This window comes from Escherichia sp. E14V7 (genome assembly GCF_004212225.1).
GTDB lineage: Bacteria > Pseudomonadota > Gammaproteobacteria > Enterobacterales > Enterobacteriaceae > Escherichia.
In genome coordinates, this window is the sequence record NZ_RHJJ01000008.1 from 53383 (window position 1) to 79176 (window position 25794).

At 48.6% G+C, this 25794-nt stretch carries 16 protein-coding genes; 7 read left to right on the forward strand and 9 right to left on the reverse strand.

The features are described 5' to 3' along the window. Positions 1-115 precede the first annotated feature (115 nt). The 4 genes from D9741_RS10120 to D9741_RS10135 form a co-directional block, all read right to left on the reverse strand. A complete protein-coding gene (locus tag D9741_RS10120; RefSeq protein ID WP_130221283.1) occupies positions 116-7477 on the reverse strand; it encodes a hypothetical protein in 7362 nt (2453 codons plus the stop codon). A gap of 486 nt (positions 7478-7963) precedes the next feature. Then, entirely contained in the window at positions 7964-8287 is a 324-nt protein-coding gene (locus D9741_RS10125) for a YdbL family protein (RefSeq protein WP_130216153.1), read from the reverse strand. A 7-nt stretch (positions 8288-8294) separates the two neighbouring features. Beyond that, on the reverse strand, positions 8295-8480 hold the full coding sequence (locus D9741_RS10130) for a YnbE family lipoprotein (RefSeq protein WP_130216127.1): 186 nt from the start codon (positions 8478-8480) through the stop codon (positions 8295-8297). After that, positions 8477-11116, reverse strand: coding sequence for a YdbH family protein (locus tag D9741_RS10135; RefSeq protein ID WP_130216125.1), 2640 nt, complete (start codon positions 11114-11116; stop codon positions 8477-8479). Before D9741_RS10135 ends, D9741_RS10130 begins: the two co-directional genes overlap by 4 nt. Positions 11117-11323: 207 nt before the next feature. Here D9741_RS10135 and ldhA point away from each other — a divergent pair, with 207 nt between their 5' ends. Continuing rightward, a complete protein-coding gene (gene ldhA, locus D9741_RS10140; protein WP_064527367.1) occupies positions 11324-12313 on the forward strand; it encodes a D-lactate dehydrogenase in 990 nt (329 codons plus the stop codon). 157 nt (positions 12314-12470) lie between these two features. Next, a complete protein-coding gene (gene hslJ, locus D9741_RS10145; RefSeq protein ID WP_130216123.1) occupies positions 12471-12893 on the forward strand; it encodes a heat shock protein HslJ in 423 nt (140 codons plus the stop codon). Here hslJ and D9741_RS10150 read toward each other — a convergent pair. Then, positions 12890-13156 carry a DUF333 domain-containing protein gene (locus D9741_RS10150; RefSeq protein WP_064527363.1) on the reverse strand — a complete coding sequence of 89 codons (267 nt, stop codon included), beginning with the start codon at positions 13154-13156 and terminating at the stop codon, positions 12890-12892. The genes hslJ and D9741_RS10150 overlap by 4 nt on opposite strands. A 271-nt stretch (positions 13157-13427) precedes the next feature. On the opposite strand from D9741_RS10150, the gene nifJ reads away from it, so the two are divergent. The 4 genes from nifJ to ttcA all read left to right on the forward strand — a co-directional run bounded on the left by nifJ (position 13428) and on the right by ttcA (position 20121). Next, a complete protein-coding gene (gene nifJ, locus D9741_RS10155; protein ID WP_130216120.1) occupies positions 13428-16952 on the forward strand; it encodes a pyruvate:ferredoxin (flavodoxin) oxidoreductase in 3525 nt (1174 codons plus the stop codon). A 365-nt stretch (positions 16953-17317) separates the two neighbouring features. Continuing rightward, positions 17318-18436, forward strand: a complete 1119-nt coding sequence (gene ompC / locus D9741_RS10160; protein ID WP_130216118.1) for a porin OmpC — start codon at positions 17318-17320, stop codon at positions 18434-18436. A gap of 139 nt (positions 18437-18575) precedes the next feature. Next, positions 18576-19010 carry a universal stress protein UspF gene (gene uspF, locus D9741_RS10165; RefSeq protein WP_130216116.1) on the forward strand — a complete coding sequence of 145 codons (435 nt, stop codon included), beginning with the start codon at positions 18576-18578 and terminating at the stop codon, positions 19008-19010. A gap of 175 nt (positions 19011-19185) precedes the next feature. Continuing rightward, positions 19186-20121, forward strand: a complete 936-nt coding sequence (gene ttcA / locus D9741_RS10170; protein ID WP_130216114.1) for a tRNA 2-thiocytidine(32) synthetase TtcA — start codon at positions 19186-19188, stop codon at positions 20119-20121. A 126-nt stretch (positions 20122-20247) separates the two neighbouring features. Here ttcA and dbpA read toward each other — a convergent pair whose 3' ends face one another. From dbpA to zntB, 3 genes are all read right to left on the reverse strand, one after another. Continuing rightward, positions 20248-21621 carry an ATP-dependent RNA helicase DbpA gene (gene dbpA, locus D9741_RS10175; RefSeq protein ID WP_130216112.1) on the reverse strand — a complete coding sequence of 458 codons (1374 nt, stop codon included), beginning with the start codon at positions 21619-21621 and terminating at the stop codon, positions 20248-20250. A 29-nt stretch (positions 21622-21650) separates the two neighbouring features. Continuing rightward, a complete protein-coding gene (gene ynaL / locus D9741_RS23775) occupies positions 21651-21824 on the reverse strand; it encodes a protein YnaL (RefSeq protein ID WP_276319618.1) in 174 nt (57 codons plus the stop codon). A 274-nt stretch (positions 21825-22098) separates the two neighbouring features. Continuing rightward, positions 22099-23082: a zinc transporter ZntB gene (zntB, locus tag D9741_RS10180; RefSeq protein ID WP_130208765.1), complete on the reverse strand. Its 984-nt coding sequence runs from the start codon at positions 23080-23082 to the stop codon at positions 22099-22101. Between the two features lie 256 nt (positions 23083-23338). Here zntB and D9741_RS10185 point away from each other — a divergent pair, with 256 nt between their 5' ends. Next, positions 23339-24571 carry a sensor domain-containing diguanylate cyclase gene (locus D9741_RS10185; RefSeq protein ID WP_130216110.1) on the forward strand — a complete coding sequence of 411 codons (1233 nt, stop codon included), beginning with the start codon at positions 23339-23341 and terminating at the stop codon, positions 24569-24571. A 30-nt stretch (positions 24572-24601) separates the two neighbouring features. Here D9741_RS10185 and smrA read toward each other — a convergent pair whose 3' ends face one another. After that, entirely contained in the window at positions 24602-25165 is a 564-nt protein-coding gene (smrA, locus tag D9741_RS10190; RefSeq protein WP_130208769.1) for a DNA endonuclease SmrA, read from the reverse strand. Positions 25166-25794: the final 629 nt, after the last annotated feature.

The following is a 25794-nucleotide window of genomic DNA, read 5'->3' on the forward strand; positions in this document are numbered from 1 at the left end:
TGAGTTGCTCTGTTGTCCTGAAAGACACCAATACAAAACGCGTCAAGAATCGCATCCGGCAAAAAAAAACCGCAACCTGTATCAGCGTTGCGGTTTGTGTATCACATGCTAAAAATTAGAACGTTTTCTTGAAGTTCAGCATCACACCTTTGTCGCTGATGCCGTCCTCTTTCCAGTTGTACGCATCCAGATTCAGCGAACTTTCTTTGCTGCTGTACTTCACGCCGACGCTTGCCAGGCTGTTGATGCCGCCGCCCTTCTGACCGTCATCGACGTTAAAGTGCTGACTACCTGCGCCTGCCAGGCTTGCCGTACGCTGGCTCTTCGCATAGCTCAGGTTAGGCCCGCCTTCCAGCGTGGCGTTTGCGCTCCAGCCGTCTTTACCTGCGTAGTCCAGTTTCAGCCCGACGATGCTGTCTACCGCCGTTTCGCTGCCGCTGTTCATGCTCAGGTTAAAGTCTCCGGCATTGCGTTCCTTATAGCCACCTTCCAGTGTGTGACGCAGTTTTACACCCGCATATGGCGTGATCTTCAGCCCTTCGCTCGGTTCGAAAGTCTTCGCCCCTTCGCTGCGGAACTCCAGGTACTGCTGCTTCACGTCGGTATCAGCCGTTTTGTTCGTGCTGCTAAATGCAATCGAACGACTGCTGTCAAGGTTGTGAACGTCATAACGCAATGCGTTATTCCAGTTCATGCCATTGTCGAAGGACATCTGATGTTTCAGGCCAAAGAACTGGCTGTAGCCACCGGTTACGCCATTATCACCCGCTTTCTGAGCACCGTCGCCATCGAGACGCGCGATACCGTACTCCAGACTCATCGTCTGGCTTTCGCTCAGGTCGATGGTTTTACGCAATGCCAGCATGTCGTATTCGGTATTATTACCTAACTCGGCACGCGGATCGCCTTTCGCTACAACGTTGAACGCCAGACCGTTACCCACTTTCGGCGCGGCATCCGCCAGCATACTAAAGCGGTTGCTCAACACGCGCGCTTCGCGGAATACCGTTGTCGCCTGGCTACCACTGACCTGTTTGAGGGCGCTGTTCAGTTCGGCAGTCGTGCCGACGTTCAGGCTGGTAAACAGTTCGTTGTTGGTGTAACCCGCATCCAGTGCTTTCGCGACATCATTCACCGAAGCATCGGTTGCCACATCGGTATAAGCATTTTTGCTCATGGTGACGTCAACGTTACCGTTAGCATCGGTGCTGCCCTTAGCGTTCCAGACAACTGTGGAGGAAGTGATATTCTCCACGCCGCTGATATTTTCACCTTTGAAAACATCATCAATCACTACGCTGGTATCAGCAGTACCGGCACTGAATCCAGTATTAACCGTGACGTTGTCACTTATGACCAAATTATTGGCTTTCAGCGTGCCGGAACTTCCGTCACTGTTGGTACCAATGGTGTAATTGGTGAGTTTTTGCTGGGTAACTGACTCAACAGGCGCAGCAGGTACGTTGCCCTGTCCTGGTGTCGCAGAAGCATTCGGTACAGTGATATCAACAGTACCATCATGATCATTTCTCGTCCCTGTTGTATTTGGTGCATAAATATCGCAACCAATATTACACAACAGGTTGATAATACCGTTATTGACGATCGATTTAGTGGTGCCACCAAACGCCCATGAATTATCTGCGTAAACATTAATAACGCCCTCTTGAGTATTATTAATCGTCGTTGCAGAACCATTTCCTTTGATACCAATTAGCCCCTCACCATTAGTTCCATCAGCCTGACCCTGCTCAGTACCAACATTAATCGTACCACTGTTCACCAACTGGACAGTATAACTGGTCGTTCCGCCGCTAATAGCAACTGCCCCATCACCCTGAATATTGATTACCCCGGCATTTGCGAAATTATACCCACGGCCTAAATCAATCAACGGAGCATCTGGATTAATACCATTAATAACACCTGTTTCCGTATTCCAGATCCATTTACCGTTACTGTTTGATCCTGTACTTGCTGTTTTAATAGCACTGTAACCGTTAGTGGCGGTAATCGTGCCACGGTTAACCTGCGCAAGCGAATCACCAGTACGCGTTACATTAACAATGGCATTTTCACCACCTGCAATAGCATTGCCGCTATTGCTGAGCGTTGAACCCGCTTCGTTATACAGTACGAAACTGCCGTTCATTAATGATTTACCATCAGCAGTAACTGTCATTTCACCAGTGTTGACAACGTTTTGTCTGTAACTGGTTCCCTCAATAACACCGCTGAATTTCCCTTCGTTGTAGAAATTAACTCCACCATTCAGGGTCAGCAGATCAGTTGTCATGCTTGCTGTCGCACGATTGTAAATACTGGCGTTGGCATTAATGGTATCAGAATCCAGTACTCCACTGTTTTCCAGTCCTTGCACAATATTCAAATTACCATTAATTGTCAGACTGGCATTATCTTCATTGTAAAGCCATTTCGTTGCATTTAAATTGCTGTTAATAGTTTCATTGCCGTAATTGGCTAATGATTTTGCAGTCACAAACTCATTTATAGCTGATGTAGTAGTAATTGACTCACCGCTTTTACTCAATTTTGTCAATAATTCTCCACTTTCTGTTGCTGCTCCCATATGAGAATCAGCATCATCCATTGGTGAACCAAACAAATTAATGGAGCCGTAATTCAGAATTGTTCCTGTACCATCATTATAAAATGCCTGACCATGATCCACATTAATGTTAATTATGCCCGTTTTATCATTGATAGCCGTGCCTTCATGATATACAGCCATACCTACCAGTGTGTTCGCCCCCAGGCTATCATCATAATTTTCATTTTTCTCTAGATTGATAATACCCTGATTGATAACTGTATTATCAGTACCATAGGCCGCCATTCCGGCACCGGCGTTATAGACAGTAATAATGCCACCCAACAGGTTTGTCGATGTGGCATTGATTTTCGCACCGCTCGTCGTATCTGTACCAACCGCCATACCCACACCAAAATCTCTGGCATTGGTTGACATTATATTACCATCCAGTGTAGTCGTGTCATTTACATCAACCCATAACGTGTCTAATTTTATCTGCCCCGCATTATCGGCGGTGGAGTTATTAATAGCCAACATGCCTATAACACCACGCCCATACAAATCAATAATTCCATCAATACTGTTGACAACAGAACCATTAACAAATGATTCCATTCCTGTAATACTGGATATTTTATTGTAGAAAATATTAGGCACAGTGCCGCCAAGTGTGGAATATATATTCATCACACTTTGTTGCTGCATTACTTTCCCGGTAATTACACCATTATTACTAGCCTCACCGTTTCTCGTTACAAAGAAACCAGCCCCGCCAGTCTCTACTGAGCCATAATAATATTGCGAAAGCGTAATACTGCCATTATTAATACTTGTTGAACCCACATCAGAAACCGTAGCAAAGCCTATATTCCATAGATCAATATCGCCATTATTGACAGCTTTGGCACCTGATTTAACATCAACAATTCGTGATTCAGCCATGTTATAATGGTTATAGGAATGAATATCCCCCATACTTATCGAGGCATCTGCATCGACTTCCAACACCGCATTATTGCTTAACTGGATAATATTTTCATAACCTAATGGAAAATCACCACTAATTGTTGAATCGCCTTTCAAATACACCGATGACTTACCATCAACACTAATAACTGGTATATTCCCAGAGCCTTTACGTCCTGATGCAATAACAGAACCATCCGCTAATTTATTGACTTCACCCACAAGGTGAATGCCGTTATTCAAATTAATAACGTTATCATCACCAGAGACAACCAGGCCAGAGATATTTTCCTGACTGCCATCATATTTTGAGTAGCCACGAGTAGTCATTTCGCTGTCTACGACAACCGTTAACTTTCCGTCCAGATTTGCCTTGTTATTATTGCCTTTAATATTGATACCAGTGGAGTCATCGTAAAAACTTTCAGCACCATTATCAGCCAACTGATTTTTATCGACACGAACATTGCCGGTAATATCAATATTATTGTTATCACCGATAACATTGACCCCAGAGGCTGACTGCCCGGTAACATTCAGATCAGCTGTAGCCAGCGTTAATTGGTTACTGTCACCATTGAGCACAAGCCCCGTGGAGAAATCACCAATCTGCATATCGCCAGCCAGTGAGACGTCTCCATCATTGGTTGTAATATTAAACCCTGTAGCAAAGTTTGTTACGTCAACATCCCCAGTCTGAACAAAAGTCGCTTTGTCGCCGTCAATCTGTATACCAACAGATTTTTCATCTGTGACAGTAATGTTACCCTTGTTGTTCACCGTCGCACTGTCGCCAGTGATATCAATCCCGTGTGCGCCGCCGCTGACGTCCAGATCGCCGTCCTGGATAACGGTGCCGTTATTGCCGTTGATTTCCGTACCGGTGGAATCCTTGCCATCAACGGTGGTTTTACCGTTGTTGTTGGCGGTGGCGTCGTCACTGTTAATCTGCGTGCCGGTGCCACCGTTGCTGATGGCGCTGTCGCCTTCGTTATTAACGACAGCCTTGTCGCCGTCAATCTGAATACCGATGGATTCCGGATCGGTCACGGTCATGGTGCCGTTGTTGTCCACCGTTGCGCTGTCGCCGGTGATATCAATCCCGTGTGCCCCGCCGCTAACATCCAGATCGCCGTTCTGGATAACGGTGCCGTTATTGCCGTTGATCTCTGTGCCAGTGGAGTCGGTGCCATCAACGACCGTTTTACCACTGTTTTTCGCCGTGGCGTCGTCACCGTTAATCTGCGAGCCGGTGCCGCCGTTGCTGATGGTGCTGTCGCCTTCGTTATTAACGACAGCCTTGTCGCCGTCAATCTGAATACCGATGGATTCCGGATCGGTCACGGTCATGGTGCCGTTGTTGTCCACCGTCGCACTGTCGCCAGTGATATCAATCCCGTGTGCGCCGCCGCTGACGTCCAGATCGCCGTCCTGGATAACGGTTCCGTTATTGCCGTTGATCTCTGTGCCAGTGGAGTCGGTACCATCAACGACCGTTTTACCACTGTTATTCGCCGTGGCGTCGTCACCGTTAATCTGTGTGCCGGTGCCGCCGTTGCTGATGGTGCTGTCGCCTTCATTATTAACAACCGCCTTGTCGCCGTCGATCTGAATACCGATGGATTCCGGATCGGTCACGGTCATGGTGCCGTTGTTGTCCACCGTCGCACTGTCGCCAGTGATATCAATCCCGTGGCCGCCGCCGCTGACATCCAGATCGCCGTCCTGAACAACTTTCCCGTTATTACCGTTGATTTCAGTACCGGTGGAGTCTTTACCGTCAACGGTGGTTTTGCCGGTATTATTCGCCGTGGCGTCGTCACCGTTAATCTGTGTGCCGGTGCCACCGTTGGTGATGGTGCTGTCGCCTTCGTTATTAACAACCGCCTGGTCGCCGTCGATCTGAATACCGATGGACTCCGGATCGGTGACCGTCATGGTGCCTTTGTTATCCACCGTCGCGCTGTCGCCGGTGATATCAATGCCGTGACCGCCGCCGCTGACATCCAGATCGCCGTCCTGAATAACGTTTCCGTTATCGCCGTTGATTTCCGTGCCGGTGGAATCCTTGCCGTCAACGGTGGTTTTGCCGCTGTTATTTGCCGTGGCATCATCACCGTTAATCTGTGTGCCGGTACCGCCGTTGCTGATGGTGCTGTCGCCTTCGTTATTAACGACAGCCTTGTCGCCGTCAATCTGAATACCGATGGATTCCGGATCGGTCACGGTCATGGTGCCGTTGTTGTCCACCGTCGCACTGTCGCCAGTGATATCAATCCCGTGTGCGCCGCCGCTGACGTCCAGATCGCCGTCCTGGATAACTTTCCCGTTATTGCCGTTGATTTCCGTACCGGTGGAATCCTTGCCATCAACGGTGTTTTTACCGCCGTTATTCGCCGTGGCGCCGTCACCGTTAATCTGTGTGCCGGTGCCGCCGTTGCTGATGGTGCTGTCGCCTTCGTTATTAACAACCGCCTGGTCGCCGTCGATCTGAATACCAATGGATTCCGGATCGGTCACGGTCATGGTGCCGTTGTTGTCCACCGTCGCGCTGTCGCCGGTGATATCAATACCGTGCGCCCCGCCGCTGACGTCCAGATCGCCGTCCTGGATAACCTTCCCGTTATTGCCGTTGATTTCTGTACCGGTGGCGTCTTTACCGTCAACGGTGGTTTTGCCGCCGTTATTCGCCGTGGCATCGTCACCGTTAATCTGTGTGCCGGTGCCGCCGTTGGTGATGGTGCTGTCGCCTTCGTTGTTAACAACCGCCTGGTCGCCGTCGATCTGAATACCGATGGATTCCGGATCGGTGACGGTCATGGTGCCGTTGTTGTCCACCGTCGCACTGTCGCCGGTGATATCAATACCGTGACCGCCGCCGCTGACATCCAGATCGCCGTCCTGAATAACGTTTCCGTTATTGCCGTTGATTTCCGTGCCGGTGGAATCCTTGCCGTCAACGGTGGTTTTGCCGCTGTTATTTGCCGTGGCATCATCACCGTTAATCTGTGTGCCGGTACCGCCGTTGGTGATGGAACTGTCGCCTTCGTTATTAACAACTGCCTGGTCGCCGTCGATCTGAATACCAATGGATTCCGGATCGGTCACGGTCATGGTGCCGTTGTTGTCCACCGTCGCACTGTCGCCGGTGATATCAATACCGTGCGCCCCGCCGCTGACGTCCAGATCGCCGTCCTGGATAACGATTCCGTTATTGCCGTTGATTTCTGTATCGGTGACGTCTTTTCCGTCAACGGTAGTTTTACCGGTGTTATGTATCGTAGCATTATCACCCGTAATAATGAGTTCACCATTGTGATTATATTGCCACGTTATTGCGCCATCTGGGCTCACCCCTTCAAGGGCTACAGTATTATTTGCTTCATCAATCTGCCAAAGATTAATCGTTGCCTTACGCCCATTGCTATCTTCCAGAGAAATAGTTCCGTCAGCATTCTCGCTGTAAGTAAAAACGGTATCGCGAATCGTTAACGTTTTTGCTGTTTTATCGAAGATAACGTCATTATTAAACGAAATGGGTTTAGGAGGCTGTGGGGGATCATCTTGACCATCGTCCGGGATTATCTCATCTCCGCCAGGCGTTGGCGGAACGGGAGTCTCGTTGGAATCATCATCGGGTGGTGTTGGCGGTACAGGGGCATTGTTGCGATGATGATGATTACCATCGTCGTTTAGTTCGACGACCGCCAGCGCGGTGATTAACGCAAAGGCACCTGAGGCAACCCACGGCATAAGGTTTTGTTGTACTTGTGGAGAACATTCGGGAGGGATTTGTTTTAACGCTTCCGGAGTCAGCTTGTCAGGGTCTGCCGGACAAGTCACATTTGTATTTTTCTTTTCGCCTGTAGCCGTTTCTGTCTCTGTAATATCAGCCGCCCAACCCTGACCACTCAGAGCTAATGCGATACAGGCTGATAATAGGGTTTTCCTTTGCATAATAAATCCTTCTGACAAATATAAAGAATGCCAGAATCCATAAAGATTATTGAAATCAACAACCCTTACAAATACCTGACCATAAAATATTCAAAAAATATATGAGAGGCATTCTATATTGTCAGCGGAAGATTATTCAACCTATTTCATCGACATCACCCAAATATAGATATCATGAATATATTGACAACATAAAAATAATATTTATGTATGATTAAAAATCATCGCAATGGCAATAATAATCTCGAGATCAAATTCATGCGGAGAATATTATTAATATTTAATATTTATTTAAATTATTTATTTGATAAGAAGCAATTCACTATAGTTGCGAACGCATCTCTTTTAAGACATTCATCTTTTTCTCAGGAATGTCGGTGTAATCGATGTTCTCCTTTGCAGCGACACAGTGCACTATGATCTTGTGAACTAATACCCTATTTTTCACCGACTACTACCAAATGGTGTTTGAACTACCGTTGCATGTTATTTCCGTATCCACATACCATTTATGCCCTGCACGTATTCACCGGGTTTTGCCTTTTCCACCAGCTTCGTCCCTGCCAGATTTGCCACTTCCTCCAATGGGATATTATGGCTTTCAGCAAGCTTCTGATAACTCTCTTTCCGTGCCTGGTTGATATTTGCTACCAGCTCGCGTGTTTCCGGATCAGTGCTTATAGCCGCAAGGTAGCCATTATGCCTTTCACCTACCCGCCCCTGACTTCTGGCTTCATTCAGGGTTAATGCCATCGCACTACTGCTCACCAGACCAATAATCCATAACGCTATGAGTAATGTTCTTTTCATCATTACCTCAAAAAAGATCGCTACGGGTTTTGAGCAAATCTTCAACATCTTTGTCCGCTTTGATGATGATCTCGTGCTCAATTTTAACGTTCATATTAATGGTGATTGGCTCTTTCGGTGCAGCCACTTCAATGCGCGGCGTACAGCCAACCAACATAAAAGAGGACACGAACGCGGCTATCACTATTTTCATTGTTTTTCCTCACACTCTTTTCCTGATGGGCAGCCAGTTTCCGGGAGTCGGGCATTCTGTTCCAGCCATGCCTGGAGATTATCGCCAAAGCGTAAACTGCGCCACAGCGTGAAAATATTCTCTTCATGGCTGTAATTGAGATTTACCGTACCGGTTTTACCATCGACGCGACTATTACCACTGATCGTCGCCTGCATGGTTAACACGCCGAGATTATCTAAATTAATTTTTGTCGATGAACGACTAATTTCCATATAGCGCAACCAGTTGATGGCAGTTCCAGCGGTCATATTGTCTTTTGCCACTGCATCGGCGGTGTCTTTATCCAGGCGCAAAGTCATTGGACCTGCGTTTGCCAGCCAGCCATCTTTCACAATCCATTTTTCATTATTAAGCCATAGCGGCAATGCGCCATTAAATGCCCCTGACATAGCGAATTGCTTTGGATTGACGGCGCTAACCAGTTCACTTGAAGAGAGATTATTCAGTCGCAACAGCGCCGGATCGTGTTGCGGCATACGTAATTGTTTCATCAGCACGTTACCGCCCAAAACATCAACACTCACATCGGTCAGTAACAAGGGTTCGTCTTCGGTCCACGGATAACGGCCCTGAAGATCGGCAGTGATATTTTTTGCCGTCACCAGGTTAACCACCTCAGCAATACGTAATGACACAGGCCGCCGCGTTCCCAGGTGCCACGCACCGTCGGCAAAACGAAATGGCAAAACAAAGTCGACACCGTTGACCTGGTTGTCTGGCATCCACGCGCTGCCACCTTTCAACACGCCATGCCCACCCGCACGGAAGCCCTGCTCAGGCGCAGCAGAAAATGCCACCTGGGCATACAACTCGCCATCGCGTAAGTTCATCTTCCAGTCTGGTGGCACCAGCGGCTGGAATACGGTCAGTGATTGTTTAGGCCACCAGGCGTTGCCGCGCAGGCGAATACCGTCCCAGCGACCATTCACCCGTACCGGACCAATCTCACCAGCATGTAAATCCCCTTTGAAGAGGAAATACGTCGGATCGCGCCCATCGACACTAAATTTTAACGTTGATGGCGGTAACACACTGCCGCCCGTGAAAAGTGTTTGTCCTGCATCCAGCGAAAGCGCGCCACTAAAAGACGGATTCTGGGCGTCGCGCACCCAGACAACGGGTTTATCAAGAATTAAGCGCGGTGTTTCCACTGTCATCGTGCCATATTGCAACTGATCGAACCCGGTTGAGAGATCGGTCAGCGTAATCGTGCTGTCCTGCCACTCACCTTTTCCTGCAACATCCCAGGTGGCGTGCATTGGGGTAAAACTGCCCTTGCCCCAGTAACGCCACTGCCAGCGGCCTGCGTCAGGGAGAAAATCATTCGCCAGCCCATCCATATGAAGCACAAAGTCGCCCAATTCATTTTCATGAGCCTGCAAAATGGCCTGCAAGCGACCGTCCACACCACGTTGCGTCACTTTAACACCTGCTAACGGCCAGCGGATTTCGTCAATGTCCAGCGAATCAATGACTCTCCCTTTAGAGCGTAATAATGCGCCCGGTTCAAAGGCCAGCGTTGGGTCAGCCAGACTTCCGCTTAAGTGAGCAGGTAAGCGAGCATATAAAATGAGATCTGCCTGCTTCGCTTCACCGGTCAGTTGCAGCGGCATCTGACTGTTATCCATGCTTAATTTTCCTGGGCCGAAATTAAGCACAGCGTTACCCTTACCCGCTTGCCCCTGGGTCAGCACACTCAGTCGACCACTAACCAACGCGTTCTCAAGCCCTGCCTGCCAGTTGTCGACTTTGATACCCAGCCGCCCACTCAGGGGAAAACCTTCATACGGCCAGCTCCAGCGACCATCGCTAACGGTCAACTGTTGACGGGTAATTTCCCACAGCAAATCGAGCAACGGATCGCCGTTATCTCGAGCCATTACAATCAATTGCCCACTATTTTCCTGCCACTCCAGCTCGGCATCCACCAGTGACGGTTCCTGCGGCAGATTCAACGTTGCTGTAGCATGACCACTTACCGGAAGCCCATCCGGCACAAGCGGCATGGTAAATTCTCCCACCAGTTTTACTGGCGGCTGATTTGCAAAGGCGGCAACATCCAGTTCACTGACCGTGAGTTGCTGCCCTTTAAGTTGGCCTTGAAATTTAACTTTTTCGCCCTGATAACGCAGTTGCTGGATATCGGAGGTCAACGATAGAGAGAGTTTTCCCTGCCATTCCTGCCAGGGTGAAAAAATCAGTTTATCAATATTGATCCAGGTGTTAGGCAGCATGGATTGCCACTGCGCAAGAGTTTTCGGCGCGGCTGGCGAGGGTTCTTCCTCTGGCAATTTCGCCAGGCAAGTGGAGTCAAGTTCTACTGTACCGACGTTCAATAACCAGCGACTGGGATGCGAAAGGCTGGCATCGGTGATATGTGCCAACTGGCAATCCGCCACCAAATAACGGAGATCGGGAATAATTAAACCTTTACGCGTAATGCGTGGGCTTTCATCCAATGCAATGCGTGTACCGAGCGGTAGCCAGATACCCGCCAGCGAGGGAACCCACAGCCCGAGCGTCATCAGCAGCGTCAACGGCACAAGAATAATCAGTAATAGTAGCGCGAGAACGGCTTTATATTTACCCAACATGGGTAGTTAATATCCTGATTTAGCGAAAAATTAAGCAGTCAATACAGGTATTGTGGCATGTTTAACCGTTCAGTTGAAGGTTGCGCCTACACTAAGCATAGATGTTCCTGGAATTTTCAATATCGCCATAACTTTCAATTAAATTTTAAATTTTGTAAAATATTTTTAGTAGCTTAAATGTGATTCAACATCACTGGAGAAAGTCTTATGAAACTCGCCGTATATAGCACAAAACAGTACGACAAAAAGTACCTGCAACAGGTGAACGAGTCCTTTGGCTTTGAGCTGGAATTTTTTGACTTTCTGCTGACGGAAAAAACGGCAAAAACCGCCAATGGTTGCGAAGCAGTATGTATTTTCGTAAACGACGACGGCAGCCGTCCGGTGCTGGAAGAGCTGAAAAAGCACGGCGTTAAGTATATCGCCCTGCGCTGTGCCGGTTTCAATAACGTCGACCTCGATGCGGCAAAAGAACTGGGGTTTAAAGTGGTGCGTGTCCCGGCTTACGATCCGGAAGCCGTCGCTGAACATGCGATTGGTATGATGATGACGCTGAACCGTCGTATTCACCGCGCGTATCAGCGTACCCGTGACGCCAACTTCTCTCTGGAGGGGCTTACTGGTTTTACTATGTACGGTAAAACGGCGGGGGTGATTGGCACCGGTAAAATCGGTGTGGCAATGCTGCGTATACTGAAAGGTTTTGGTATGCGTCTGTTGGCATTCGATCCGTATCCAAGTGCGGCGGCGCTGGAACTCGGCGTGGAATATGTCGATCTGCCGACCCTGTTCTCTGAATCAGACGTTATCTCCCTGCACTGCCCGCTGACGCCGGAGAACTACCACCTGCTGAATGAGGCGGCGTTCGATCAGATGAAAAATGGTGTAATGATCATCAACACCAGCCGTGGTGCGCTGATTGATTCACAAGCCGCGATTGAAGCACTGAAAAACCAGAAAATTGGCTCGCTGGGAATGGACGTGTATGAGAATGAACGCGATCTGTTCTTTGAAGATAAATCCAACGATGTGATTCAGGATGATGTTTTCCGTCGTCTGTCAGCCTGCCATAACGTACTGTTCACCGGACACCAGGCATTCCTGACGGCAGAAGCCCTGACCAGTATTTCCCAGACAACGCTGCAAAATTTGAGCAATCTGGAAAAAGGCGAACCCTGCCCGAACGAACTGGTTTAATCTTACCGCTCCCCTGTCATACAGGGGAGCTTATTCAGATAATCCTCAAAGATATTTGATCTTCTATTCTTAAAATATGTTTTAAGGACGGATAAGACGCAATCAGCGTTGCATTCGGCAAACAGCACCAAATTTATACCTTAAGTAGAGAACTAAAATGAAGAAAGTTGCCGCGCTAGTCGCGCTAAGCCTGCTGATGGCGGGATGTGTAAGTAATGACAAAATTGCTGTAACGCCAGAAAAGTTACAGCATCACCGTTTCGTACTGGAAAGTGTAAATGGTCAACCTGTTGCCAGCGAGAAAAACCCGCCAGAAATCAGCTTTGGTGAAAAGATGATGATTTCTGGCAACATGTGCAACCGCTTTAGCGGCGAAGGTAAACTTTCGGACGGAGAACTAAAAGTTAAAGGACTGGCAATGACTCGTATGATGTGTGCCAATCCACAGCTTAACGAACTCGATAACACCATCCGCGAAATGCTGAAAGAAGGTGCGCAAGTGGATCTGACCGCGAATCAGTTAACGCTGGCGACCGCAAAACAGACATTAACGTATAAGCTGGCGGATTTAATGAATTAATAACTGCCACAACTTCCGGCGGCAAGCGACTGTTCGCTACAGCGTTTGCCGTTAGGCAATGCACACATCCCGATCGCTGTACCATCCAGTTGACGGGCAACGGAAAGCGAACCGCCAATCATTGCACAATTTGCCTCTCCGCTACTCGACATTGACGCTTTTAAACCTGGGGCCACATGCGCCGCGGTCGCCTGCTGAACAGGTTCACTACTACACGCCGACAACAATAAAACGGCAGCCCCTACGCACAACATTACTCGCATCTTTACTTCCTCAAATCTTTAAGTCCAACGAAACCGCCGTAATAATAGGCAGCTCAGGCGGCTACGTCGAGAACTGTATGTGAATTGCAACGTTTTTTTACTATTTTGTGGCTATTTTTTTGCCCGGGATTTGATCAAAACATTCATTACGCTGATATAGAGAACACAAAAGCGAAAATGCAGCAGAAAGCCATTTGCTAAAATTAAAAGATTACTACTGGGCGCGCAGCTTTTTCGTGCGCCCCTCATTTGCGCAATGTAAGGGTGTCGTATGATCACAATTGACGGAAATGGCGCGTTAGCTTCAGTGGCATTTCGCACCAGTGAAGTTATCGCCATTTACCCTATTACCCCGAGTTCCACGATGGCTGAACAGGCTGATGCCTGGGCCGGAAACGGCCTGAAGAACGTATGGGGAGATACACCTCGTGTGGTTGAAATGCAGTCAGAAGCTGGCGCTATCGCAACTGTGCATGGTGCTTTGCAAACAGGCGCTCTTTCGACATCATTTACATCGTCGCAGGGTTTACTGCTGATGATCCCGACGCTGTATAAACTGGCAGGTGAGCTGACGCCGTTTGTGCTGCATGTGGCAGCGCGTACTGTGGCCACGCATGCGCTCTCTATTTTTGGCGATCATTCAGATGTGATGGCGGTACGTCAGACTGGCTGCGCCATGCTGTGTGCAGCAAACGTGCAGGAAGCCCAAGATTTTGCTCTCATTTCGCACATCGCAACGCTGAAAAGCCGCGTACCATTTATTCATTTCTTTGATGGTTTCAGAACTTCCCACGAAATCAACAAAATTGTCCCACTGGCCGACGACACTATTCTTGAGCTAATGCCCCAGGCAGAAATTGATGCTCATCGCATTCGCGCACTTAACCCGGAACATCCGGTAATCCGCGGTACGTCGGCTAATCCGGACACTTACTTCCAGTCACGTGAGGCCACTAACCCGTGGTACAACGCGGTCTATGACCATGTTGAACAGGCAATGGCTGATTTCGCTGCCGCTACAGGTCGCCAGTATCAGCCGTTTGAATATTATGGTCATCCGCAAGCGGAACGGGTAATTATCCTGATGGGGTCGGCCATCGGCACCTGTGAAGAAGTCGTGGACGAATTGCTGACCCATGGCGAAAAAGTGGGCGTACTAAAAGTGCGACTTTACCGCCCTTTCTCCGCCAGACACTTACTGCAAGCATTGCCGAACTCTGTACGTACTGTGGCGGTGCTGGATCGCACCAAAGAGCCTGGTGCGCAGGCAGAACCCCTGTATCTGGATGTAATGACGGCGCTGGCTGAAGCCTTTAATAATGGCGAGCGCGAAACACTGCCACGCGTCATTGGCGGGCGCTATGGTCTTTCATCCAAAGAATTTGGCCCAGACTGTGTACTGGCGGTATTCGCCGAACTCAACGCAGCTAAACCGAAAGCGCGCTTTACGGTTGGTATTTATGACGATGTGACCAATTTGTCGCTGCCATTGCCGGAAAATACTCTGCCGAATTCCGCAAAACTGGAAGCACTCTTTTACGGGCTGGGTAGCGACGGCAGCGTTTCCGCAACTAAAAACAATATCAAAATTATCGGTAATTCCACGCCGTGGTACGCACAGGGCTATTTTGTTTACGACTCCAAAAAGGCGGGCGGCCTGACGGTTTCTCACCTTCGCGTGAGCGAGCAGCCGATTCGTTCCGCTTATCTCATTTCCCAGGCTGATTTTGTTGGCTGCCACCAGTTGCAGTTTATCGACAAATATCAAATGGCTGAGCGTTTAAAACCTGGCGGCATTTTCCTGCTCAACACGCCGTACAGCGCAGATGAAGTGTGGTCGCGACTGCCGCAGGAAGTCCAGGCTGTGTTGAATCAGAAAAAAGCGCGTTTCTATGTGATTAACGCGGCGAAAATTGCCCGCGAATGTGGGCTGGCAGCACGCATTAACACCGTCATGCAGATGGCTTTCTTCCACCTGACGCAAATTCTGCCTGGCGACAGCGCCCTCGCAGAATTGCAGGGCGCCATTGCCAAAAGTTACAGCAGCAAAGGCCAGGATCTGGTTGAACGCAACTGGCAAGCTCTGGCGCTGGCGCGCGAGTCCGTTGAAGAAGTACCACTGCAACCGGTAAATCCGCAAAGTGCCAACCGTCCACCAGTGGTATCTGATGCCGCACCTGATTTTGTCAAAACGGTTACCGCTGCGATGCTCGCCGGACTTGGCGACGCCCTCCCCGTTTCAGCGCTACCACCAGACGGCACCTGGCCGATGGGAACTACTCGCTGGGAAAAACGCAACATTGCCGAAGAGATCCCTATCTGGAAAGAGGAACTCTGTACTCAATGTAACCACTGCGTCGCCGCTTGCCCACACTCTGCCATTCGCGCGAAAGTCGTACCGCCTGAAGCGATGGAAAACGCTCCGACCAGCCTGCATTCACTGGATGTAAAATCTCGTGATATGCGCGGGCAGAAATATGTGTTGCAGGTGGCACCGGAAGATTGCACCGGTTGTAACCTGTGCGTAGAAGTTTGCCCGGCGAAAGACCGACAAAATCCAGAGATCAAAGCCATCAATATGATGTCGCGTCTGGAACATGTGGAAGAAGAGAAAATCAATTACGACTTCTTCCTGAATTTACCAGAAATCGACCGCAGCAAACTGGAACGTATTGATATTCGTACTTCGCAGTTGATCACTCCGCTGTTTGAATATTCTGGCGCTTGCTCCGGTTGTGGTGAGACGCCGTATATCAAATTGCTCACTCAGCTCTATGGCGATCGGATGTTGATTGCCAACGCGACTGGCTGTTCTTCTATTTACGGCGGTAACCTGCCCTCCACGCCATATACCACTGATGCCAACGGTCGTGGACCGGCATGGGCGAACTCGCTATTTGAAGATAATGCCGAATTCGGCCTTGGTTTCCGCCTGACGGTCGATCAACACCGTGTCCGCGTACTGCGTCTGCTGGATCAATTTGCCGACAAAATCCCTGCTGAGTTACTGACTGCGTTGAAATCAGACGCCACGCCAGACGTTCGTCGCGAACAAGTCGCTGCTCTGCGCCAGCAACTCAAAGATGTGGCTGAAGCGCATGAACTGCTGCGTGACGCAGATGCGCTGGTGGAGAAATCAATCTGGCTGATTGGTGGTGACGGCTGGGCTTACGACATCGGCTTTGGCGGTCTGGATCATGTGTTGAGTCTGACGGAAAACGTCAACATCCTGGTGCTGGATACGCAATGCTATTCCAATACCGGTGGTCAGGCATCGAAAGCCACCCCGCTTGGTGCGGTAACTAAGTTTGGTGAACATGGCAAACGCAAAGCGCGCAAAGACCTTGGTGTTAGCATGATGATGTACGGTCATGTTTATGTCGCGCAGATTTCTCTTGGCGCACAACTCAACCAGACGGTGAAAGCGATACAGGAAGCGGAAGCGTATCCGGGGCCATCGCTGATTATTGCTTACAGCCCATGTGAAGAGCACGGTTATGACCTGGCATTAAGTCACGACCAGATGCGTCAACTCACCGCAACGGGCTTCTGGCCGCTGTATCGCTTTGATCCGCGTCGAGCCGATGAAGGTAAACTGCCGCTGGCGCTGGATTCCCGCCCGCCTTCAGAAGCTCTGGAAGAAACGCTTCTTCATGAGCAGCGTTTCCGCCGTCTGAACACGCAACAGCCGGAAGTGGCAGAACAGTTATGGAAAGATGCCGCCGCTGATTTGCAAAAACGTTATGACTTCCTGGCACAAATGGCCGGAAAGGCGGAAAAAAATAGCACCGAGTAACCTTTCTGGATAACTATTATCCAATTCAAAAAAAAGCCCGAACGAAAGTTCGGGCTTGTCTTTTTATTCGTTGGAAAAACATTAGTAATGCAATGACCCAACCGAAAATAAAATCTGTGACAATAAAGGCATATAACCCGCGCAGAATAACCCATGCTTTATTAAATGTATAATTTTTATTTTGCATGATTCCCCGGCAATACATTCATCAAACTTATTACTATTTCCATAGAATTATTTGATTAAGGTTTTACTTAAGGCGTAACAAATGATATTTATCTGCTAACTGAATTTCTCCTTTAGGATGTTTTCATTCCCCAAACAGGGGAAATTAAGGCAAATAAAATAACTAAAGGATTTATTCAATGAAAAGCAAAGTACTGGCGCTCTTAATCCCTGCCCTGCTCGCCGCAGGTGCTGCACATGCAGCAGAAATTTATAATAAAGACGGCAATAAATTAGACCTGTACGGCAAAGTCGATGGCCTGCATTATTTTTCTGATAATGCGAATAGTGATGGCGATCAAACTTATGTACGTTTTGGTTTTAAAGGCGAAACTCAAATTACCGATCAACTGGTTGGTTATGGTCAATGGGAATATAACGTTCAGGCTAATGGCTCTGAAAATGATAAAGGCGACTCCTGGACTCGTCTGGCATTTGCCGGTCTGAAATTTGGTGACTTCGGTTCATTTGACTATGGTCGTAATTATGGTGTGATGTACGACATCGAAGGCTGGACAGATATGCTGCCTGAATTCGGTGGCGACTCTTATACCAAAGCCGATAACTATATGACCGGTCGTGCAAACGGCGTCGCGACCTACCGTAACACCGATTTCTTCGGTCTGGTTGATGGCCTGAACTTTGCTGTGCAGTATCAGGGAGCGAACGAAAACCAGGTTAGTCATGAGCAAGAAGGTACTGCAAACGGTGGCAGTCGTAATATTAAGAATGCCAATGGCGACGGTTTCGGTATCTCCTCTACCTACGACTTAGGTATGGGGGTGAGCATTGGTGCTGCGTATACCAGTTCTGATCGTACCAACCAACAGGCTGAATTCTCTACTGCAAAAGGGGATAAGGCTGACGCATGGACGGCAGGGGCAAAATACGATGCTAACAATATCTACCTTGCAACCATGTACTCTGAAACCCGTAACATGACGCCTTACGGCAATTCAGCAAATACGATTGCCAACAAAACCCAGAACTTTGAAGTTACTGCCCAGTATCAGTTTGATTTTGGCCTGCGTCCGGCTGTCTCCTTCCTGATGTCTAAAGGCAACGATTTGGTCGGTACTGATGGCGATAAAGATCTGGTTAAATACGCCGACGTTGGCGCAACATATTATTTCAACAAAAACATGTCCACCTATGTTGATTATAAAATCAACCTACTAGATGAGGATGACAGCTTCTACGCTGCGAACGGTATCTCTACCGATGATATCGTTGCTTTAGGTCTGGTATACCAGTTTTAATCTTGCCTGCCCGCCGTTTGGCGGGCATTTTCTTCATATTTCTCCTCCCTTGATCTAAATTAAAAATGTGAACTCCGTCATTACACAAAATGAGTCATCTGGCGTTACACTTTATGCGGATACTAAAACAGGAGGTTTTATGAACAGAACGATTCTTGTCCCTATCGATATTTCAGATTCAGAATTAACTCAACGTGTGATTAGCCACGTTGAGGCAGAGGCAAAGATTGATGATGCAGAGGTTCATTTCCTGACGGTAATACCTTCGCTACCCTACTATGCCTCTCTGGGATTAGCGTATTCCGCAGAGTTACCGGCAATGGATGACCTGAAAGCGGAAGCCAAATCGCAACTGGAAGAAGTCATTAAAAAATTCAAACTGCCGACTGACAGAGTGCATGTCCATGTTGAAGAAGGTTCGCCAAAAGACCGTATTCTGGAAATGGCGAAAAAAATCCCTGCTCACATGATAATCATTGCTTCTCATCGACCGGATATCACCACCTACCTGCTCGGCTCTAACGCCGCTGCCGTAGTACGTCACGCAGAGTGCTCAGTGCTGGTCGTGCGCTAACACTAACGCCCGCAGATCGCTGCGGGCTTTTTGATTCATTTCGCAAATGTGCTGACATTTTCCCCTCTAATCCGTACCATACACGCCACAGTTTTTATATCAGATTTCTTATGCTGGGCGTTCCGGCATGACGCATACTTTTCTGATGCCATATAACGAATTGAGTCGCTATTAAATGTCGCAAAATCAAGAAATTAGTAAGAAAGAACAATACAACCTGAACAAATTGCAAAAACGTCTGCGTCGTAACGTGGGCGAAGCCATTGCTGACTTCAATATGATTGAAGATGGCGACCGCATTATGGTTTGCCTCTCCGGGGGCAAAGACAGCTATACCATGCTGGAGATCCTGCGTAATTTGCAGCAAAGCGCGCCAATCAATTTCTCGCTGGTTGCCGTTAACCTCGACCAGAAACAGCCAGGTTTCCCGGAACACGTCCTGCCGGAGTATCTCGATAAGCTGGGCGTTGAGTATAAGATTGTTGAAGAGAATACTTACGGGATCGTAAAAGAGAAAATCCCTGAAGGAAAAACCACCTGCTCGCTCTGCTCTCGTCTGCGTCGCGGTATCCTTTATCGCACCGCAACAGAACTGGGAGCCACGAAAATCGCACTGGGTCACCACCGCGACGATATCCTGCAAACGCTGTTCTTAAATATGTTCTACGGTGGCAAGATGAAGGGGATGCCACCGAAACTGATGAGCGATGATGGCAAACATATCGTGATTCGTCCGCTGGCCTACTGCCGCGAAAAAGATATTCAGCGTTTTGCCGATGCGAAAGCGTTCCCGATTATTCCGTGCAACCTGTGCGGTTCACAGCCTAACCTGCAACGTCAGGTGATTGCCGATATGCTCCGCGACTGGGATAAGCGTTATCCGGGACGTATCGAGACCATGTTCAGCGCGATGCAGAATGTGGTGCCGTCTCATCTGTGCGATACCAGTCTTTTCGATTTCAAAGGCATTACCCACGGTTCAGAAGTGGTTAACGGCGGTGATCTGGCGTTTGATCGCGAAGAGCTCCCACTACAACCGGCGGGCTGGCAGCCTGAAGAAGACGAAAATCAGCTGGATGAACTGCGCCTGAATGTGGTTGAAGTGAAATAATCAGAATAGCGCCCGATACGCAAGCTTATCGGGCTACTCATGTAGGCCGGATAAGACGCGGTCCGCGTCGCATCCGGCAATGCCGAAGAAGATGTTTATCCTTGCATCAGGCAATTCAACATTTCGTTATTTTAACAGCCGTACCCGGCAAGTTTTTCCTTTAATCTTGCCGCCCTGTAACTGCTTCCATGTCTTATGAGCAACCGCCTGTCGCACTGCGACATAGACATGCGCTGGGTGCACGGTGATTTTGCCAATATCCGCACCATCAAGCCCGATATCTCCTGTCAGCGCGCCTAATACATCACCCGGACGCATTTTGGCTTTTTTCCCGCCATCGATACACAACGTTGCCATTTCTGCCTCCAGCGACACAATGTCCCTGCTGGCTGGTAACGTTTGCCAGTTAAGTTTCATCTGCAACATGTCGGCAATGATATTGGCGCGCTGTGCTTCTTCTGGCGCACAGAAACTGATTGCCAGACCGCTATTCCCGGCACGCGCCGTACGCCCGATACGATGCACATGAACTTCAGGATCCCACGCCAGCTCAAAGTTCACCACCAGTTCAAGCGATTTAATATCCAGACCACGCGCAGCGACATCGGTCGCTACCAGCACACGAGCGCTACCGTTGGCAAAACGAACCAACGTCTGGTCGCGATCGCGCTGTTCCAGATCGCCATGTAACGACAATGCACTTTGCCCTACTTCATTCAGTGCGTCACACACAGCCTGGCAATCTTTTTTGGTGTTACAAAACACCACACAAGACGCTGGCTGATGCAAACTTAATAACCGTTGCAACAACGGAATTTTGCCCTTGCTGGATGTCTCATAAAATTGTTGTTCAACAGGCGGCAGAGCATCTGTTGTGTCTATTTCAATCGCCAGGGGATCTCGTTGTACACGACCGCTAATCGCGGCGATCGCTTCCGGCCAGGTGGCAGAGAAGAGAAGCGTCTGGCGAGAAGCTGGCGCAAAACCGATGACTTCATCAATTGCGTCGCTAAACCCCATATCCAGCATACGGTCGGCTTCATCCATGACCAACGTATTCAACGCATCTAACGAAACAGTGCCTTTTTGCAGGTGATCCAGCAAACGCCCCGGCGTTGCCACGATGATATGCGGCGCGTGTTGCAGTGAGTCGCGCTGAATGCCAAACGGCTGACCGCCGCATAAGGTCAAGATCTTGGTATTTGGTAGAAAACGCGCCAGCCGACGTAACTCCCCTGCGACTTGATCCGCCAGTTCACGAGTCGGACACAGCACTAAAGCCTGAGTCTGAAACAGCGACGCATCAATTTGCTGTAACAACCCGAGGCCAAATGCCGCGGTTTTTCCGCTGCCGGTTTTCGCCTGCACGCGAACATCTCTTCCAGCAAGGATCGCCGGAAGTGCGGCGGCCTGCACCGGTGTCATGGTTAAGTAACCCAACTCATTAAGGTTAGTGAGCTGGGCGGGAGGCAAAACGTTCAGGGTAGAAAAAGCGGTCACAATCTATTCTCGTGGTCATCAGCGCAAAGTTAGCAGGCGCGTATCCTCGCAGATCTACGCTCACGTTGCGACAATTTAATCGGTTCTTCATCGGGCGGCGGGTCGGGCATAGGTTGTGGACGAGGGATTGGATCGGGGACTGGGACGGGATCGCCAGGAATCGGTTCAGGGACAGGAATTTGCAAATAAATGAGTGTCATCATATTTCCCTTTGGTCATTGGGTAGACTCTTAAAGGGTAGACGTTGACAGATAACAGACAAAAAAAAGCCGACTTATATAAGTCGGCGTCGTACGAATCAATTGTGCTATGCAGTAATTCAAAAAAGGAAGTAAGACAATATGGAGCGCAACGCCCATCGCTTGACGTTGCATTCACCTGCGTGAAAGATATTGCCCTGAATGGGTAGAGAGTTTATTGACCTCGCTCAAATTTTACGGCGTTTTTGTATACAGAAACCCGGTGAAATTGCTTTTGTTACAACCATTTACTACGATGCAACCATAAAGCAACACCACCAATAAGAACAACTAACAGAATACAAAAAAGCGAAAAACCAAATTGCCATCCTCCACCGGGAATACCGCCGAGGTTAACGCCAAATAACCCGGTTAAAAATGTACTGGGTAAAAAGACCATTGCCATCAATGACATTGTGTAAGTACGGCGGGCTAAATTTTCCTGCATCACTTGGGCGATTTCGTCCGCCATCACGCCAGTTCTCGCAATGCACGCGTCAATCTCATCCAGACCGCGCCCAAGACGGTCAGCAATATCCTGCATTCGGCGCCGTTGATCGTCATTCATCCAGGGCAGGCGCTCACTGGCAAGGCGAGCATAAACATCTCGCTGCGGCGCCATATAGCGACGCATAACAATGAGTTGTTTCCGTAGTAGTGCCAGGAAACCGCGCGGCGGAATTTGTTGATCAAGTAAATTATCTTCCAGGTCGATAATTTTATCGTGCAGTTGCTCTATAAACTCATTGGAGTGATCGGTTAATGCATCACACACATCCACCAGCCAGCCTCCGCAATCAGTCGGGCCGGTCCCCTCTTCCAGATCGCTAACTACATCGTCTAACGCCAGTACTTTACGTTGTCGGGTCGAGACAATGAACCGACCGTCCATATAAACACGCATGGCAACCAGCTGGTCGGGACGTTCATCAGTACTGCCATTAATGCAGCGCAACGTAATCAACGTCCCTTCACCAAGACGGCTGACTCTGGGCCGCGTGCTTTCCCCTGCCAACGCGTCACGCACGTTATTTGGGAGCAATGGCGTCGTTGCCAGCCACTGCGCGCTGTCATGGTGCACATAATTAAGGTGGAGCCAGCAGGGATGCTCTTCATCTATCTCATCTGTATTTTCCAGCGGTTTAACGCCGCCTTTACCATCCAACATCCAGGCAAATACTGCATCCGGTACATTTATGTCCGCTCCCTTAATCGTTTCCACAGTGCCTCCATTATCAATGCTTTATTTTGTAGTCTAGTCTTCTGGTTATCTTACGCAACATCTCCTCACCCCATTACCCTGAAATGATTAATAAAATCCTGTCAAAACTAAATACAGAAAGCAAAATACTTTTCATGATTAGAAAAGGGGTAAAGTGTTAAATAGCGTCTATCATTATCAGAATTATCTGATCATTTGTGGTGGCATTTTTGCGATCAAATAACAATAGAAAATTGATAAAAATAACGGGATTTCAATGACTACGCACAACTTCAATACCCTGGACTTATTAACCAGTCCTGTCTGGATCGTTTCCCCCTTCGAGGAACGGTTAATTTATGCCAATAGCGCTGCGCAACTGTTGATGCAAGAACTCACTTTTAGTCAGCTACGAACCGGCCTCTATTCCGTCTCCTCCCAAAACGAACTACCAAAATATCTCGTAGACCTGCATAACCAACTCGATATTGTAGAAATTCTCACGGTCAAGCGTAATGGTGAAGAGACAGCACTAAGCTGTCGGTTAACCCTCAAAGAGATTAGTGATACTGGGGAAGTGATCATATTTGAAGGGATGGAGACACCCGCAAGTCTGGGCTTAAAAGCCAGCCGATCTGCAAATTATCAGCGTAAAAAACAAGGGTTTTATGCGCGTTTTTTTCTGACTAATTCCGCGCCAATGCTGTTGATAGATCCCTCGCGTGATGGCCAAATTGTCGACGCCAATGTGGCCGCACTCAATTTCTATGGCTATAACCATGAAACAATCTGTCAGAAACACACCTGGGAAATTAATATTCTTGGGCGTCGTGTGATGCCTGTCATGCATGAAATTTCACGTTTACCCGGCGGACATAAACCTCTTAACTTTGTCCATAAGCTGGCAGATGGTTCCACTCGCCATGTGCAAACTTATGCCGGGCCAATTGAGATTTATGGCGACAAGTTAATGTTATGCATCGTGCATGACATTACCGAGCAAAAAAGGCTGGAACAACAACTGGAACACGCGGCTCACCATGACGCATTGACGGGGTTACTTAACCGCCGACAATTTTATCACATCACCGAGCAAGGCCAGATGCAGCATCTCGCAATCGCTCAGGATTACAGTTTGCTGCTTATCGACACCGATCGTTTTAAGCATATTAATGACCTGTACGGTCACCAGAAAGGTGATGAAGTTTTATGCACTCTGGCACGTACGCTCGAAAGCTGCGCTCGCAAAGGCGATATGGTGTTTCGATGGGGAGGTGAAGAGTTCGTCTTGTTATTACCCAGAACTCCGCTGGATACCGCAATTTCTCTCGCTGAAACTATCCGATTGAGCGTGGCAAAAGTGAGTATTTCTGGCTTACCGCGTTTTACGGTCAGCATTGGCGTGGCACATCACGAAGGCAATGAAGGCATCGATGAACTGTTTAAACGCGTAGATGATGCGTTGTATCGGGCGAAAAATGACGGACGCAACCGCGTACTGGCGGCTTGATATTTTCAATAGCGCGGAAGCGTCAATGAATTATCGACTGCGTTTAGCGTGACGCTCCCAGTTTTCTTGTTTCGCCTGCGCTGTTTTACGCAGTGCAACGTAACACGCCCCGCTGCCGCCATGATGCGGTAGCGCGGTGCAATAAGCCTGTACATCATCAAACTCTGTCAGCCAACGTGCGACATAACTACGGACAATGTTGGCGTGAGACTTATCTTCTCTGCCTTTGCCGTGAATAATAAGTACATTACGCAAACCATCCGCCCGCGCCTGATGAATAAAACTAAACACCATTTTGCGGCACTCTTCCACCGACTGGCGAAGTAAATTCAGGCTAGCCTGTTGCGGATATTTGCCGCTGCGTAGCTTATCGATCACCCCATGTTGCAAACCTTCCCGACGAAATTCCAGGGGCTGATTTAGCGGGATGATGTCGAGAAATCCTGTGGTGAGGAAATTATCAAGTTGCAGCGTGTCTATACGCTGTGGCGCGCGTTGGTTACGCACAGGATGCCAGTGGACATCAGTAGCGCGTTTCAGTGGTTGGACATCTTCCATGGCGTCAAGAAACAGCGATTTGTCGTCAAGGTTCATGTAACCTCCTATGTACCTTCGCACGTCGTGATCCAGACGGGTTAATTGTTCATATATCTGATGCTTGCTGCATCGTTCACTTCGCAAGTTGAAACAACATCTTGCTCCATACAGGCTAGTGTCTCCGCAGGCGAGGCATTTTATACCAGCCTGGTTGCAGTATCGAACAGTTTAGGCCGGGAGTGAGCCTGCACAGGCCCTAATTAAGGCGATTTGTCCATCAAGCAACCAATATATGATGACGGTAATTTGTTGCACGTCGCCTGAAATATACTTAAGCAAATCATTCTGCAATATGTTTAAACGCCGCACAGGTTAATTACCCGCTAAATTCACCAGTCGATTAACGATGCATGATTATTCAATCACGAGATGAACGTTTTAACTTATATTTTCGTGAAATCTGTCACTGAAGAAAATTGGCAACTGATGGGCAAAACCGTTATAACACTGTCACCGGCTGACAGGAAGCAGGCCGGATTCAAGACGCGGATGCACTGCTGTGTGTACTGTAGAGTCTGGCGGATGTCGACAGACTCTATTTTTTTATTCATTTGTCTGCATTGCAGAAAACCACATTCTCGCTGGTGTCGGGAGAAGTAACGAAGCGGCAGACGCATTTAGCCCGG

Bases quoted from the DNA above. Each gene is read 5' to 3' on its own strand.
- D9741_RS10120 (WP_130221283.1), bottom strand. From the start codon at position 7,477: ATGCAAAGGAAAACCCTATTATCAGCCTGTATCGCATTAGCTCTGAGT.
- D9741_RS10125 (WP_130216153.1), bottom strand. From the start codon at position 8,287: ATGAAAAGAACATTACTCATAGCGTTATGGATTATTGGTCTGGTGAGC.
- D9741_RS10130 (WP_130216127.1), bottom strand. From the start codon at position 8,480: ATGAAAATAGTGATAGCCGCGTTCGTGTCCTCTTTTATGTTGGTTGGC.
- D9741_RS10135 (WP_130216125.1), bottom strand. From the start codon at position 11,116: ATGTTGGGTAAATATAAAGCCGTTCTCGCGCTACTATTACTGATTATT.
- ldhA (WP_064527367.1), top strand. From the start codon at position 11,324: ATGAAACTCGCCGTATATAGCACAAAACAGTACGACAAAAAGTACCTG.
- hslJ (WP_130216123.1), top strand. From the start codon at position 12,471: ATGAAGAAAGTTGCCGCGCTAGTCGCGCTAAGCCTGCTGATGGCGGGA.
- D9741_RS10150 (WP_064527363.1), bottom strand. From the start codon at position 13,156: ATGCGAGTAATGTTGTGCGTAGGGGCTGCCGTTTTATTGTTGTCGGCG.
- nifJ (WP_130216120.1), top strand. From the start codon at position 13,428: ATGATCACAATTGACGGAAATGGCGCGTTAGCTTCAGTGGCATTTCGC.
- ompC (WP_130216118.1), top strand. From the start codon at position 17,318: ATGAAAAGCAAAGTACTGGCGCTCTTAATCCCTGCCCTGCTCGCCGCA.
- uspF (WP_130216116.1), top strand. From the start codon at position 18,576: ATGAACAGAACGATTCTTGTCCCTATCGATATTTCAGATTCAGAATTA.
- ttcA (WP_130216114.1), top strand. From the start codon at position 19,186: ATGTCGCAAAATCAAGAAATTAGTAAGAAAGAACAATACAACCTGAAC.
- ynaL (WP_276319618.1), bottom strand. From the start codon at position 21,824: ATGATGACACTCATTTATTTGCAAATTCCTGTCCCTGAACCGATTCCT.
- D9741_RS10185 (WP_130216110.1), top strand. From the start codon at position 23,339: ATGACTACGCACAACTTCAATACCCTGGACTTATTAACCAGTCCTGTC.
- smrA (WP_130208769.1), bottom strand. From the start codon at position 25,165: ATGAACCTTGACGACAAATCGCTGTTTCTTGACGCCATGGAAGATGTC.